At 66.9% G+C, this 15,059-nt stretch carries 11 protein-coding genes; 5 read left to right on the top strand and 6 right to left on the bottom strand.

Annotated elements, in window-relative coordinates; all coding sequences use genetic code 11:
- The first annotated feature begins 44 nt into the window (after positions 1-44).
- Positions 45-1,451 (top strand): MFS transporter, encoded by a 1,407-nt coding sequence (locus G341_RS0111985; RefSeq protein ID WP_018179387.1) that lies wholly within the window; start codon positions 45-47, stop codon positions 1,449-1,451.
- Here the strand turns inward: G341_RS0111985 and G341_RS21915 are convergent.
- Positions 1,378-2,667, bottom strand: a complete 1,290-nt coding sequence (locus tag G341_RS21915) for an MFS transporter (protein WP_018179386.1) — start codon at positions 2,665-2,667, stop codon at positions 1,378-1,380. The two genes, G341_RS0111985 and G341_RS21915, sit on opposite strands and share 74 nt — an antisense overlap.
- Before the next feature lie 165 nt (positions 2,668-2,832).
- Between G341_RS21915 and G341_RS21910 the strand changes: the two genes are divergently transcribed.
- On the top strand, positions 2,833-4,266 hold the full coding sequence (locus G341_RS21910; protein WP_155826935.1) for an MFS transporter: 1,434 nt from the start codon (positions 2,833-2,835) through the stop codon (positions 4,264-4,266).
- Here G341_RS21910 and G341_RS0111970 read toward each other — a convergent pair.
- From G341_RS0111970 to G341_RS21905, 3 genes are all read right to left on the bottom strand, one after another.
- Complete coding sequence (locus G341_RS0111970; RefSeq protein WP_018179384.1) at positions 4,225-5,751, bottom strand: endoglycoceramidase I; 1,527 nt, start codon at positions 5,749-5,751, stop codon at positions 4,225-4,227. The genes G341_RS21910 and G341_RS0111970 overlap by 42 nt on opposite strands.
- 94 nt (positions 5,752-5,845) lie before the next feature.
- Positions 5,846-7,372, bottom strand: coding sequence for an acyl-CoA synthetase (locus G341_RS0111965; protein WP_018179383.1), 1,527 nt, complete (start codon positions 7,370-7,372; stop codon positions 5,846-5,848).
- 70 nt (positions 7,373-7,442) lie between these two features.
- Complete coding sequence (locus G341_RS21905) at positions 7,443-8,348, bottom strand: SAM-dependent methyltransferase (RefSeq protein WP_018179382.1); 906 nt, start codon at positions 8,346-8,348, stop codon at positions 7,443-7,445.
- A 147-nt stretch (positions 8,349-8,495) separates the two neighbouring features.
- Between G341_RS21905 and G341_RS0111955 the strand changes: the two genes are divergently transcribed.
- Positions 8,496-8,945 (top strand): SRPBCC family protein, encoded by a 450-nt coding sequence (locus tag G341_RS0111955; RefSeq protein ID WP_043451418.1) that lies wholly within the window; start codon positions 8,496-8,498, stop codon positions 8,943-8,945.
- Here the strand turns inward: G341_RS0111955 and G341_RS0111950 are convergent.
- Both G341_RS0111950 and acnA read right to left on the bottom strand, forming a co-directional pair.
- Positions 8,942-9,505 carry a TetR/AcrR family transcriptional regulator gene (locus G341_RS0111950; protein ID WP_018179380.1) on the bottom strand — a complete coding sequence of 188 codons (564 nt, stop codon included), beginning with the start codon at positions 9,503-9,505 and terminating at the stop codon, positions 8,942-8,944. The two genes, G341_RS0111955 and G341_RS0111950, sit on opposite strands and share 4 nt — an antisense overlap.
- Positions 9,506-9,532: 27 nt before the next feature.
- Positions 9,533-12,343: an aconitate hydratase AcnA gene (acnA, locus tag G341_RS0111945; RefSeq protein ID WP_018179379.1), complete on the bottom strand. Its 2,811-nt coding sequence runs from the start codon at positions 12,341-12,343 to the stop codon at positions 9,533-9,535.
- Between the two features lie 276 nt (positions 12,344-12,619).
- Between acnA and G341_RS21900 the strand changes: the two genes are divergently transcribed.
- Positions 12,620-13,126: an Rv1476 family membrane protein gene (locus tag G341_RS21900; RefSeq protein ID WP_155826934.1), complete on the top strand. Its 507-nt coding sequence runs from the start codon at positions 12,620-12,622 to the stop codon at positions 13,124-13,126.
- Between the two features lie 310 nt (positions 13,127-13,436).
- Positions 13,437-14,930 carry an NlpC/P60 family protein gene (locus tag G341_RS0111935; protein WP_043451343.1) on the top strand — a complete coding sequence of 498 codons (1,494 nt, stop codon included), beginning with the start codon at positions 13,437-13,439 and terminating at the stop codon, positions 14,928-14,930.
- Positions 14,931-15,059: the final 129 nt, after the last annotated feature.

Here is a 15,059-nt window from a genome sequence, read left to right as displayed (position 1 = left end):
TGTAATGGTTTACATGCACAAGACCATTACATCATGGTCGAAGCATGACGAGTACCGATGCGCATTCGGCAACCGCCACACGAGCCGGAGCTGGGTGGCTGCTGTTGACGGCCTGCTGTCTGGGCACGTTTCTGCTGCTCTTGTACACCTCGATCGTCACCGTCGCGCTGCCGAGCATCGGCACAGGATTGGATGCCGCATTCGGTTCCAGGCAGTGGGTGATCGACATTTACACGCTCGCGCTGGCCGGCCTCCTGCTCGGTGCCGGCGCGGTCGGCGACGCCGTGGGCAGCCGCCGGCTCTACCTAGTGGGTCTGAGCGGGTTCACCCTCGCCACCCTCGGGTGCGGTCTGGCACCCTCGGCAGCCGCGCTCGTCGCCATGCGGGCCGCGCAGGGCGTGGCCGGCGCGGCGATGTTCGCGGCGATTCTGCCGCTGATCGGACTGACCTACACCGAAGCAAAGCAGCGGGCGACCGCCTTCGCCGTCTGGGGCGCAGTGGCCGGGGCAGCGTCGGCCGTCGGCACCGTCTGCGGTGGAGTGATCACGGAATACGCCAGCTGGCGGTGGCTGTTCCTCGGCGCCGTCCCCGTGTGCGTGCTGACCCTGTACCTCGCATCCCGGACGCTGCCCGTCGTCATCGAGCCGGGCGCCGAATCGGCGTCCGCCGGCCGGCGGATCACGGACATCGACTGGCCGGGCATCGCGCTGATCACGCTGGCCGTCACCGCGTTCGCCTACGCGGTCATCACAGGCGGCGAGTCTGGTTGGGACACAGCCGGTTCGACCGTCGGCTGGATGTTGGCGGCGACCGCCGGGTGCGCGTTCATTCGGGTCGAAAGATTCGCGACCGAGCCGATACTGCCGCTGGGTCTATTCCGCACGGCCCGGTTCGTCGCGGTTCTCCTCGTGGCGTTCGGCTACTACTTCGCCGCCTTCGGAGCCCTGCCGGCGATCGCCGCCTGGCTGCAAACCGACGTCGGTCTCGGTTCACTCGCGACGTCCTTCGTGCTCGTTGTGCAACTGCTCGTCTTCATCGCGGTCTCGGGCCTGCTCGGGCGGCAGCTGCACCGGCGGCATCCCGCCTGGATGCTCGGCGGGGGCACCATTCTGGTCGGCATCGGCGCGCTGGCCGGGCTCGCCGTCACCGCCGGGAATGGCTGGGGTGCTCTGCTGCCTTTCCTGGTCCTGTCCGGCGCCGGCGCCGGCATCGTCTCCCCGGCGCTGCCCGCGGCAGCGATCGCGAGCACTGCCGACCGCTATGCCGGAGCCGCGAGCAGCGCCGCCAACGCCGCGCGGCAACTCGGCCTCGCCCTCGGCATCGCTGTCTGCGGCACCATCACTCGTACCGCCACCACCGACAGCATTTCCATGGCGCTTACTGCGTGCGGCGCGCTTGCTCTCGGGGCGGGTGTGGCGGCTGTCCATCTCCTGCGTCGGGAACCCGACTGAGCCCCGGGCGTGGTCCTGGGGCGGGTGTCGACCTGGTGGGGTCGACTTCGAGCGGTTGCGCGACCGGGACGATCAGAATGGCCAGGATCGACACGGCGCCGACCACGAGCAGCGCGTGCAGGATGCCGAAGTGGTCGCCGAGAAAACCGAGCGCGGGCGGGCCGGCAAGGAAGGCCAGATAGCCGATGGTCGACACGGTGCTCAGGCGCATCGCCGCGCGGCGCGGGTCGTCGGCGGCGGCGGACATGCCGACGGGGAAGCCGAGGCTGGCGCCGACACCCCAGATCGCGGCGCCGACGAAGGCGAGCCAGGTGTTGCCGAAAACGACCAACGCGCAGCCGGCTACCGCCATCGCGAAGAGCACTCGCAGCACCGGGACGCGGCCGCAGCGGTCGAGCAACCTGGTACCGAGGACGCGGCCGAGCGTCATGAATATCAGGAAGGTCGAGAACGCGACCACGCCGAGCGCCTTGGAGACGTGGTGTCCGTCGACGAATCCCACCGCCATCCAGTCGTTTGCGCTGCCCTCGGCGAACGCTGCAGCCAGTACCAGCACACCGATGAGCAGAGTGCGCGGTTCCAGCCATGCGGTGCGCATGTCGCTGCGCGCAGATCGGTCGGAGTCCTGCGCCATGTCGTCGCCATCACCGTCGGCGGATCTCGGAGTGAAACGTGTCGTGGCCACGCAGAGCGCGACGAGAATGAGCCCGGCGACGACGCTGACGTGAATTCCCACGGGGACAGCGAGGTACGTCGCGATGGCCCCGGTCACCGCACCGGCGACGGTGCCGAAGCTGAACGCGGCATGAAACCACGGCATGATCGCCTTGCCCATCGCGCGTTCGACGATGGTGCCCTCGAGGTTCTGCGAGACGTCGGCGATGCCGATGCCGAGCCCGAGTAGGAATAGGCCTATCGCCGCGAGCCACAACGGGCCGTGCTCCTGCACGATGATCGCGCTGAGCGCTACGCCGGGTGCACCGATACCGAGGCCGAGGCGCACGCCGTTCGCGGTACCGACCTGGTGATTGAGCCGCCCGGCCATCGGCAGGCCGAGCACTGAGCCGGCCGAGATCGCCAGCAGCAGGAGGCTGAGCTGGCCGGGTGTCAGCGACAGAATCGCTTTGAAGTCCGGTACCCGAGAGGCCCACGTCGCGAACATGAACCCGTTGCCGGCGAATACCACGAGCACGGCGTTGCGTGCCCGAGTGGTCATCGGAGGGGTAGTGGTGGTGCTCTGGGTCATTGCAATCTCTGTCGGCGTCTGCTGGAACGCATACGACCTCAACGGTACGGCAACTGCGGAAATGAGAAGTGCCACAAGTCGTCTGAATCGTTCGCATGGGACAATGGGTCGGTGCGCGTGCCGGCGAAGGATCCATTGACGAGTCAGACCGAGACGAGCAGACCGACGCTGGCCGCATGGGTCTGTCTCGTGGGCCTGGCGATGGCCTTCGGCGTCATCAACTTCGACGCGTCGGTGGTCAACACCGCATTGGTGACGATCCGCCGTGACCTCGGCGGCGGAATCTCCGCATCGCAGTGGGTGCTCGACGGCTATACGCTGTTCTTCGCCGCCGGCATGCTGACCGCCGCGTCGGTGGGAGATCGCATCGGTCACCGACGCATGTGCGGAGCCGGATTCGCGTTGTTCGCCCTGGCGTCGGCGGGATGCGCGCTGGCCGACTCCATGTCGCTGCTGATCGGCGCGCGGGTGGTGCAGGGCATCGCCGCGGCGATGCTGCTGCCGTCGTCCCTGGCGCTGATCGCCGCGCTTTTCCCGGATATGCGCGAGCGGGCCAAGGCGCTGGGAGTCTGGGGCGGCATCGCGGGCATCGGATTCACGGTCGGGCCGGTGCTCGGTGGTTGGCTGGCGCAGATCAGTTGGCAGCTGATCTTCTGGGTCAACGTGCCGCTGGCGGCCGTATTCGGGGTGATGGTGGTGCTGACCGCCAAGCCGACGGTGGTGCGACAGCACGACTTCGATCTCGTCGGCGCGTTGCTGGCGGCGGTCGGGCTGGTGGCGCTGACGGGCGGCATCATCGAACTGGGCCGTGTCCAGGAGGCGGCCGGGGACACGGTCTGGGCGGCATTGCTGATCGTCGTCGGCCTCGCGGTGCTCGCGGCGTTCCTGCGCGTCGAACACACCCGTGCGGAGCCGATGCTGCCGCCGCATCTGATCGGCTCACGTCCCTTCCGGAACGCGGTGATCACGGGTGCATGGTTCAACTTCTCGATGTACGGCGGCCTGCTCGCGGTGTCGTTGGCGGTCCCCGAACAGTTCGGACTCACGCCGCTGCAGACCGGCCTCGTGATCGCCCCCATGATGGGGGTGACGATCGTCGGGACCGTGGTCAGCGGGTTCCTCGCCTCACGATTCGGCCCACGCGGTCCGATGACGAGTGGATTCATCTGCGGGGCAACGGGTTATGCGGTCATGGCGATCTCGGCCGCGGAGCACTGGCTGCCGGGGATCGTGATCGGTTGGGCCCTGAGCGGGTTAGTGTCACTGGCGATGCCGGCGATGACCGGTGTCGCCATGCAGACGGCGCCGCACGAATACGTCGGCGTCGCGTCGGGTGTTCTCAACACCTTTCGGCAGACCGGTGGGGCGCTCGGAGTCGCGGTGGCGGGATTGGCCATCGCGGTCGCCGGGAGTCCGGCGACCGGTCTGGCGATCGTCGGGGCCCTCGCGGTCGTGTCGGGGTTGTCGGCGGTGGTCACCACCCGGCGGGCGACGGCGAATCTCCGCGTCTCAGGAACCGAACCAGCCTCAGGAGCCGAACAGGCCGACCACGCCGCCCAACGCCGCTGAGCCGGTGGACGAACCGGACGCGCCCACCGAGCCGCCGTCGTTGCCGCTGGGCAGCGTGATGCCGGCCGAGCCCGGCCGGTTGATCTTGACCGTGACGGGTCCGCCGCCCGATGCCGCGATCGTGACGATGCGCGCATTCGGCGCAGACGTCACGCCGCCGCCGACGACGTTCACGATGTACCCGGTCGGGTACTTGATATCGGAGACGTAGATCTCGGTCGGTCGCGCTGCCGGCCCCGGGGAGTAGCGATAGGCGAAGTCGCCGTTGCCGGAGTCGTACTGCATCCGCTGTGGCATCCCCGCGGTGGCCTGCGGATAGGTGCGGACCAGCTTGTCGGCGACCGGTCCGCTGTCCAGCGGATAGGTGTTGGCGGCCGGCGGCCAGTACTCCCAGCCGGTGAAATGCTTGTCGGCCGGGTCGAGCGTGTTGTCCAGAATCGACGCGTCGTTGTCGCCGAATTCGCCTATGACGGTGGGGATATGCGTCCGCGCTGTCAGCGAATTGACGTTGCCCCACGTCACGCCGTGCTGCAGCGGGCACGCGGTGCGAAGCTCCTGCGGCAGCCCGAGGTAGATGGCGAGCTGGCTGGGGATGCAGTAGTCGTGCGGGGCGAACACAACGTTCGGCGGGATCGGGGCGCTCCGCCCGAGATTCGACGGCATCAGCTGATTCCAGGTGACGTTCGGCTCCCAGAACACGGTCATGCTCGGGTCCTTGGCCCGTACCGCGTTGGTGAGGGTGGTCAGCGCCCGCTGGTATTTGGCGTCGAAGCCGGGGCAGCCGAACGGGTAGCAGGTGAGGAAGCCGGTGCCCGGCCACGGCTCGTTGAGCAGCTCGATGCCCATGACGCCGGGGTGGCCCTGCACGCGTGCGGTCAGCGCGCCGAGCGCCTGGCCGAGATAGTCGAGGACGCCGTAGGTGTTGTTCCACACCTCCGACCAGCCGGCGCTCATGCTCGGCATCAGGTAGTTCATCGGGAAGCCCGGATTGGACTCGCCCGGGGCCGGGCGCGCGTGGATCGACCATGCGGGGAAACCGTTTCCGCCCCAGGGCGATCCGAGGCCGTCCTGATGGTTGTCCAGCAGCGTGCGGATGCCGTGACTCGCCAGTATCTCGACCTGGGCGGCGATCCGGTCGAGGTAGGCGTGGTCGAGCTGTCCGCGCGTTGGCATCAGTCCCTGGAAGGACACGCCGAGACGGATGTTATTGATGCCGTGGCGGGCCAGGGTGGCCGCCATCGGCGCGGTGATGGTGTAGCCATTGCCCGGCACGATCAACGGGCCGTCGCTCTTGTCGACGCTGTTCACACCGTGCAGCAGCAGGACGCGGCCGTACTGGTCGTAGATCTTGTCGCCCTGGGTGTGGATACGCACGACGCCGCCGGTCGGGGCCGCAGAGGCGGGCTGCGTGCTGATCAGCAGCACGCTGGCGACCACCGCCGCAATAGTGACGACCAACGTGACGACGAGAAGATGCGAACGCACGAATTCCCCCGGTTGAACTCAAACCCCACCCCGATTGGGTCAGTTGACCCACAATTTGGGGAACGTTATCAGAGTCCGCCGGGCACATTCATGATTACCAATATCTCGTGCGCAATTTGCCTTTCACCAGCTTGCCGGTGGGGGTCCGGGGCAGATCGTCGACGAAGTCGACGGACTTGGGCGCCTTGTAGTGCGCGAGCCGCTCGCGGGTGAAGTCGATCAGCTCGGCGGCCAGCTCGTCCGAGGCCTCGAAGCCCGGTTCGAGCTGAACGCAGGCCTTCACCTGTTCGCCGAGCTCCTCGTCGGGCACCCCGATGACGCCGACGTCGTACACGGCCGGATGACCGATGAGGACATTCTCGGCCTCCTGCGGATAGATGTTGACCCCGCCGGAGATGATCATGAAGCTCTTGCGGTCGGTGAGATAGAGGTAGCCGTCGTCGTCCAGGTAGCCGACGTCGCCGGTGGTCGCCCAGTTGGCATGCTCGGGATGCTGTGCGGCAGCGGTTTTTCCGGGATCGTTGTGGTACGCGAACGGCATCTCTTCGCGCTCGAAGTAGATGGTGCCGGTCTCGCCGACCGGCAGTTCGGCCCCGTCGTCGCCGCAGATGCGGATCGGCCCCATCGCCGACCGGCCGACCGAGCCGGGGCGTTCGAGCGCCTCGGCCGCGCTGATGAAGGTGGCGCCGGCGGATTCGGTGCTCGCGTAATACTCCTGGATCACCGGCCCCCACCACTCGATCATCTGCCGCTTCACCTCCGCCGGACACGGCGCCGCGGCGTGGATGGCGCATTTCATGCTCGACACGTCGTACTTGTAGCGAATGTCTTTGGGCAGCTTGAGCATCCGGATGAACATGGTGGGCACCCACTGGCTGTGCGTCACCCGGTATTCGTCGATCAGCGCCAGTGCCTGTTCGGCGTCGAAATGATCCATCATCACCAGCGTGCCGCCGACCGAGTTGACCATGCCGCAATAGCGAAGCGGCGCAGCGTGATACAGCGGCGCAGGGGAGAGGTAGACGGTATCGGCATCAAAGCCGTACAGCGGCGCGAAGATGGCGGTGAAGCGATCGGGTTCCTCGCCGATCTGCATTCCGGGCAGCTCGAGCTTGATGCCCTTCGGCCGGCCGGTGGTGCCGGACGAGTAGAGCATGTCGACGCCGCGGGGCTGATCGGTCAGCGGCGCGTTCGACGCGGACGCCATGACCTGGTCGTAGTCCTCGAAGCCGGGGATCGGTCCGCCCCACGCGACGCGATGGTCGATACCGGCGACCTCGTCGGACTTGCTGACCGCGGCGGCGCAATCGGCGGAGGCGAACAGGACTTTCGCCCCGCAATCGTCCAGGATGTAGTTCACCTCGTCGGCGGTCAGGTGATGGTTGACCGCCGTGATGTAGAGGCCGGATCGCAATGCGCCCCAATAGACTTCGAGTACCTTGATGTCGTTGGTCGCGACCACGGCCAGGTGGTCGCCCGGCACCAGTCCGAGCCCGCGCAGATAGTGCGCCGCTCGCGTCGAGCGCTCATCGAGCTGGGCATAGGTGATGCTCTCGCCGGTGGCCGGCCGGATGACGGCGGGCTTGTCCGGTGTGGTTGCGGCGAAGGTCCCTGGGAACACCGATGTTCCTTCCTGCTGCGCGTAGATGAGCGACCGAGTGATCGTTCGCCTAGTTAATCACGAGCGAATGTCAGGCGGGAGCGGTTCCCGTCAACAGCAGGTGCCGACCGACGAAGTCGTGGTCTCCGGGGTCGCGCCCGAGCTGTTCGAGGATGCGGTGGCAGCTGACGTGTTCGGGGTTCCAGCCGTGCTCGGCAAGCCATTCCTCCGGGTCGGCCCGATCATCCTCGTGGAACCATAGGTCCGTCGGGAACGGGCGCGCGCCGTCCGCCGCCCTGGTGCGGTCCTGGTGCTGCGCCATTGCCTGTGCAGCCGACCGCGTGTTGAAATTCGCGGCGAACCTGCTGGTCGGGGCGCTTTGCGCGGCGACGTTCGCGAGCAGCCGCACGAGCGCGTCCGAGGGGAGGTAACGCAGCAATCCCTCGGCGAGCCATGCGGTGGGTCGGGCCGCGTCGAATCCGGCCGATCGCAGTGCGGCGGGCCAGTCGCGGCGCAGGTCGATGGCCACCTCTCGGCGATCGACGCCGGGTTTCGCGTCGTGCTTGGCGAGCGCTGCGGATTTGAACTCGAGCACCCGCGGCTGGTCGACTTCGAACAGCACCGATCCGGCGGGCCAGGTCAGTCGGTAGGCGCGGGCGTCGAGCCCGGCCCCGAGTATGACGAATTGCCTTATGCCAGAATCGATCGCCTGCCGCAAGTAGTTGTCGAAGAACCAGGTGCGGGCAACCATGAAGCCGCCGAGTCCGCGGCGGATCCGCTCGGCGATCGGGGAGTCGGCAGCTGGCTCGCGGCCGGCGAGATGGTCCGCGAGGACGGCGGCGAACCGCGAATCGGTCTCGGCGACGAGCATTTCCGCGTAGGGATCGGCGAACACCGCGTCGGGGCGGTGCGTCTCGACGGCTCGCATGGTGGCGACACCGATCGCGGTCGCGCCGACGCTCGTGTTGATGTCCCAGGTGTCGTCCTCGGTCCGCATGTGCTCAATCTATAAAGCCGGGGCGCAGGGGAGTCGGATCCGAGCTGTGGGTCTACTGACAGTTCGGCGGGTGACGCGGCATAACCGGCGAAACCGTCGGGCCTGTCGGTGTTCGGACATGATCCGCCGCTTCCGTACAGTGTCAGCGTGAAGAATATTGAGCGCAGCAGCACGATCGAGGTGCCGGTATCGGCTGCCTTCGAGTACGTGGACGAGGCCGCGAACGTCCCCAAGTGGATGTACGGCGTCAGCACGTTCGAGCCACTGACCGAGCAGACCCACGGACTGGGTGCCACCTTCAAGTCCGCGATGGTGGTCGGCCCCAAGACCTTCCCCAGCGTGATGAAGTGCACCGCCTGGGAGCAGAACAAGCTGATCGTCATGGAGTCGATCGAGGGCACCATCTGCGTCACTCGCTGGAAGTTCACCGAGCTGGGTCCGACCAGCACTCGTGTCGACATGGAGTTCGGCTACGACCTCGGCGGCGGCCTGGCCGGCAAGGCGCTCAACAAGGTGGTCGAACCGGTTGTCGGCGTGGCGGTTTCGTCGACGGAGAACAAGCTTCGCGAACTGGTGGAGGCGGCACACGCCGACTAGGAGCGGCGGACCGATTCCTCGACCAGATCGAGTACGGCGTGCAGCCCGGTGATGTCCTGACCTGAGGCCAGGCGGGTGATGAGTCCGTCGAGGACCAGATCGAGGTACTTCACCAGGACTTCCGGCGGCAGGTCGTCGCGTAGCCGTCCGGCCGTGCGCTGGCGTTCGAGCCGGGCGAGCGTCGCCGACTCCAGGTCGGCCGACCGGGCGATCCATTCGTCGCGAAAGCCCTTGTCGGTCCGCAGCTTTCGGGCGATCTCCAGTCGGGTGCCGAGCCAGTCGAATTCGTCGGGGCGGTCCAGCATGTCGCGCATGACCTGAACCAGGCCCTGTTCGGCCGCGACATCGGCCATGCGTTCGGCGTCTTCATGCGCCAGCGCCAGGAACAGCGCTTCCTTGTCGCGGTAGTGGTGAAAGATCGCGCCCCGCGACAGTCCGGTCGCTTCTTCGAGCCGGCGGACGGTGGCTCCGTCGTAGCCGAACTCGGCGAAGCAGGACCGCGCGCCGTCGAGAATCTCCCGACGGCGCGCGGCCAGATGGTCTTCGCTGACCTTGGGCACCTGTCAGTACCTGCTCAGCCCGGTGCGCTATCCGCGAATCATGTTGCGGAGCACGTACTGCAGGATGCCGTCGTTGCGGTAATAGTCGGCCTCACCGGGGGTGTCGATGCGGACGACGGCGTCGAACTCGACCTTGTCGCCGTTCTCCTTGGTGGCGGTGACGTGCACCGTCTTCGGCGTGACGCCCTCGTTCAGCTTCTCGATGCCCTCGATGTCGAACATCTCGGTGCCGTCGAGGCCGAGCGTCTTGGCGTTCTCGCCCTCCGGGAACTGCAGCGGGATGACGCCCATGCCGATGAGGTTGGAGCGGTGGATCCGCTCGAACGACTCGGTGATGACGGCCTTCACGCCGAGCAGGCGGGTGCCCTTGGCGGCCCAGTCACGCGACGATCCGGAGCCGTACTCCTTGCCGCCGAGCACGACCAGCGGAATACCGGCCTTCTCGTAGTTCTGGCAGGCGTCGTAGATGAACGACTGCGGGCCGCCCTCCTGCGTGAAGTCGCGGGTGTAGCCGCCCTGGGTGCCCTCCAGCCCGATGGTGTCGAGCAGGCGGTTCTGCAGGCGGATGTTGGCGAAGGTGCCGCGGACCATGACCTCGTGGTTGCCGCGCCGGCTGCCGAGGGAGTTGTAGTCCTTGCGGGCCACCCCGTGCGAGTCCAGGTACTGCGCGGCCGGGGTGCCCGGCTTGATCGGACCGGCCGGGGAGATGTGGTCGGTGGTGACCGAGTCGCCCAGCAGCGCCATGACGCGTGCGCCCTTGATGTCCGACACCGGCTCCGGCTCCATGCCCATGCCGTCGAAGTACGGCGCCTTGCGCACGTAGGTCGAATCCTCGCCCCACGCGAAGGTGTCGCCCTCCGGCGTCGACAGGTTCCGCCAGTTCTCGTCGCCCTTGAACACGTCGGCGTAGGACTTGCGGAACATGTCCTGGCTGATCGAGTTCTTGATGGTGTCGTCGATCTCCTGCGCCGACGGCCAGATGTCCTTCAGGAAGACGTCGTTGCCCTCGGTGTCCTGGCCGAGCGGGTCGGTCTCGAAGTCGAAGTCCATCGTGCCCGCGAGCGCGTACGCGATGACCAGCGGCGGCGACGCCAGGTAGTTCATCTTCACATCGGGGGAGATGCGTCCCTCGAAGTTGCGGTTGCCCGACAGGACGGCGGTGACCGTCAGGTCGTTGTCGTTGACGGCCTTGGAGATCTCGTCCGGCAGCGGACCGGTGTTGCCGATGCAGGTGGTGCAGCCGTAGCCGCCCAGGTAGAAGCCGAGCTTCTCGAGGTACGGCCACAGGCCGGCCTTCTCGTAGTAGTCGGTGACGACCTGCGAGCCTGGCGCCATATTGGTCTTGACCCACGGCTTGCTGGTCAGGCCCTTTTCGACGGCGTTACGGGCCAGTAGCGCGGCACCGATCATCACCGACGGATTGGACGTGTTGGTGCACGAGGTGATGCCCGCGACCGCGACGGCGCCATGATCGAGGATGAACTCGCCCCGCTCGCCCGAGACCTTGACCGGCTTACTCGGGCGCCCCTCGGCGCCATTGGCCGCCGACTGCACATTCACCGCGCCGTCGTCGGCGAACGACAGCACCGCCGGATCCGAGGCCGGGAAGGACTCCTCGACCGCCTCGTCAAGTTGGGTGTGCGCCGGCGGGTGGTTCTCCTCGACGTAATTGTGAATATCCTTGCGGAACGCGGTCTTGCTCTCCGACAACAGGATTCGGTCCTGCGGACGCTTCGGGCCGGAGATCGACGGGACAACCGTCGATAGGTCCAGCTCGAGGTACTCCGAGTAGGCCGGCTCGTTGTCGGCGTCGTGCCACATGCCCTGCTCCTTGGCGTATGCCTCGACGAGCGCGAGCTGCTCGTCGGTGCGGCCGGTGAGGCGCAGGTAGTTGATGGTCTCGCCGTCGATCGGGAAGATCGCACAGGTGGATCCGAACTCCGGGCTCATGTTGCCCAGGGTTGCGCGGTTGGCCAGCGGCACCTCGGCGACGCCCTTGCCGTAGAACTCGACGAACTTGCCGACCACACCGTGCTGACGCAGCATGTCGGTCACGGTCAGCACGACGTCAGTCGCGGTGACGCCCGGCTGGATCTCGCCGGTCAGCTTGAAGCCGACGACGCGCGGGATGAGCATGGAGACCGGCTGGCCGAGCATCGCGGCCTCGGCCTCGATACCGCCGACGCCCCAGCCCAGGACGCCCAGGCCGTTCTCCATCGTGGTGTGGGAGTCGGTGCCGACGCAGGTGTCCGGGTACGCCTGGCCGTTCCGCACCATGGTCACGGGGGCGAGGTACTCGATATTGACCTGGTGGACGATGCCGGTGCCCGGCGGGACGACCTTGAAGTCGTCGAACGCGCCCTGGCCCCAGCGCAGGAACTGGTACCGCTCGGCATTGCGCTGGTACTCCAGCTCGACGTTGCGCTGCAGGGCGTCGGCGGTGCCGAACACGTCGAGGATGACGGAGTGGTCGATGACCATGTCGGCCGGCGAGAGCGGGTTGACCTTATTCGGGTCGCCGCCGAGGGCGGTCACGGCCTCACGCATGGTCGCGAGGTCGACGACACAGGGCACACCGGTGAAGTCCTGCATGATCACGCGGGCCGGGGTGAACTGGATCTCGACGCTCGGCTCGGCCGAGGGATCCCAGTTGGCGAGCGCGTTGATGTGGTCGGCCGTGATGTTGGCACCGTCCTCGGTGCGCAGCAGGTTCTCCGCCAGCACCTTGAGGGCGTAGGGGAGCTTCTCGGTGCCGGGGACCGCGTTGAGGCGGAAGATTTCGTAGGAGTCGTCGCCCACCGTCAAGGTGCCGCGGGCGCCGAAGGAATCAACTGACATACCAACTCCACTTTCGTGTTCGCGCCGAACCGGGCTGATTTCGACGCTGTCGGACCATCGCCTGGGCTGAGTCGATGGCATGTTGCGGCGCCCAACAGCCATGGGCGCATGGTGCAAGTCTAGCAGTACGGCCGTACTGCTAGCGGCGGGGGCGGGGCGTCGGGCGTGCCGTCTTCGATTGTGTCGTACTGTTCTGACTGGTGTTGCCGCATCGGCAGGACTAGATAGAGGAACCACCGGCCTCGGGTCTGCCCCGAGGGAAAGAGGATGCCGCACATGACTGGTCTGCTCACGGTCGTGCCCGACGAGGCCGACATCCCGGCGATGGTCGCGGGTGTCAAACAGGACGGCGTCTACGTACCCGCCGGTTCCGAGAAGCTGATTCCTGGCCTCGAGAAGGTCGTCCACGAGTCGGCCGCGTCCGGCCACAAACTCAACTTCGTCGTCTACGACGGCCCCACCGAGATGGTGACGAATTACCGCGACATCGCGGCGAAGGTGCAGCAGCAGACCGGCGGCACCGTGATCGTTCTCGGCAATCCTTCCGATGCGTCCGGTGCAATCAGCGATCACTACAGCCGCGTCACCCTCGAACAGGCCGAGGACAAGACCGATAAGCAGCCGACGGTGGCCGCGCAGCAGATGTATGAGCGGCTGAATAAGGACCAGGTCCCGTGGACTGCGGTGACGGCCGGGTTGGTGATCGTCGTCGTAGTCGGTGCCGTCATCGCGCGCTGGTGGCAGCTGCGCAACCGGGCCCGCCGGGCGGACGCCGCGGCCTGATCGGGCCGGAAATCAATGCCCGAATCGGGCTATCAATACGCGTTGTCGTGACGCGAATCCGCCTTTGCGGAAAAACACATCGTTGTAATTAGCGCAATTCGCGATTTTTATTTCCGATGTGTTTTTCCCGCATACGCACATATTCACCCGAATTACTGCTCTGTAATTTGTTACTCATGTTTCGTTGGTGTCCGATGTGGCGTACGGTTCAGATGTCGCCAATGCGTCTGAGGGTGTCAATGGGGAAGTTGAACACCTCCGTGATGGTTGGCGATTGCCAGATTTGAGGCGATCTGCAAGGAGACATACGTTGAGGCGAACCGCTGGCTGGTTGCGTGCCGCCATAGCATCCGTATCCGTCGCCGGCGTCATCGCCGGGGCCGGCGCGGCCGGGGCGGGGTGGGCCGGTGCTGATCCGGCCGACCAATCGCCGGCCGGCCAGATCGCATCCCTGGTGAACAAGATCGCTGATGCGAATCAACAACTGTCGGACCTCGATGAGCAACTCGCGGGTAAGCGTGAGGCCGTGAACCGGGCGCTGGTCGATCTGCAGAATGCGCGTTCGAGCCAGCGGCTGGCCGCCGCCGCGGCCGTCGGTGCAAAGCAATCGCTGAACGATTCCAACAACGCGATCAAGCAAGCGCAGGATCAGTTCAACTCGTTCGTGCGCAACGTCTACCGCAATGGCGGCGACGGCTCGACCGTCTCATTGCTCTCCGGCGCCTCCGATCCCGGCGCCGCGCTGGACCGCGCGTCGGCAATCGACCGGCTGAGCCGCCAGCAGCAGGGCGTCATCGACCGGCTCAAGCAGGCCCGCAACGCCAATGCCAACAAGGTCGCCGCCACCGCCGCTTCGCAACAGCAGGCGCAGTGGGCGACGAACAACGCGGCCGCGCTGCTCGGCAACGCGCGCAAGGAGATCAATTCCGCCAGCACGGCCGTCGCCGACGCGCAGAAGAACCGGCAGAAGTTGACCGAGGCCCGTGATCAGGCGCAGGCGGCGCTGGACAAGCTGCGCACCGGTGGCGCGGTCGCCGGCCCGACGCCGGCCGCGGCCCCCGTTCCGGGGGCGACGCCGGCCGCCGGTGCCCCCGGGGCGACCCCGGCCGCCGGAGGCTCGGACTTCGAGGCGGCGAGCAACGCGGCGATGCAGGTCGCCGGCGAGGCCGCCCTCAAGCTGGCGACCAACGCGGGACAGAAGCTGCTCGCGGCGATGGTGGCGAAGCTGCAGAACGGCCATCTGGACTTGAGTGATCCGCTGGGCTCGCTGGGCTCGTCGACCGGATCGCTCGACGGCCTGGACGACAGCAGTAGCGACGGCTCCCAATCCGGTACCCCGAGCGACGGCACCAGTACCGGGACCGACAACCCGACCGTCACCGGTTCGGCCGGCGTCGAGATCGTGGTGAACCGGGCGATGTCGCAGCTGGGCGTCCGGTACTCGTGGGGCGGCGGCGACGCCAATGGGCCGACGCTGGGCATTCGCGACGGCGGCGTGGCCGACAGCTACGGCGACTACGCGCACCCCGGCTTCGACTGCTCCGGCCTGATGATCTACGCGTTCGCCGGCGTCGGGATCTCGTTGCCGCACTACACCGGCTACCAGTACCAGGCCGGCCCGCACTATCCGCTGTCGGAGATGCAGCGTGGCGACATGATCTTCTACGGCGCCAACGCGAGCGAGCATGTCGCGCTCTATCTCGGCAACAACCAGATGATCGAGGCGCCGCAGTCGGGCGACGTCGTCAAGATCTCGCCGCTGCGCACCAGCGGCGCGATGCCCTACGTGGTGCGCATGCTCTGACCGGCGCCGCCGACGCAATGGCCGCGATGCGGCGGCCGAACTCCGGTCGGCCGACGGGGAGACCCGGCGGCCGACCGGTCCGGTTTCCCGGCGACTTCTCGGTTGTTCAATCGACAGCGCGCGGCGTGC

The sequence above is a fragment of the Jongsikchunia kroppenstedtii DSM 45133 genome, from assembly GCF_000380485.1.
Lineage (GTDB): Bacteria > Actinomycetota > Actinomycetes > Mycobacteriales > Mycobacteriaceae > Jongsikchunia > Jongsikchunia kroppenstedtii.
Note: the sequence above shows the minus strand (reverse complement) of the source record. Positions and strands in the feature narration are given on the sequence as shown.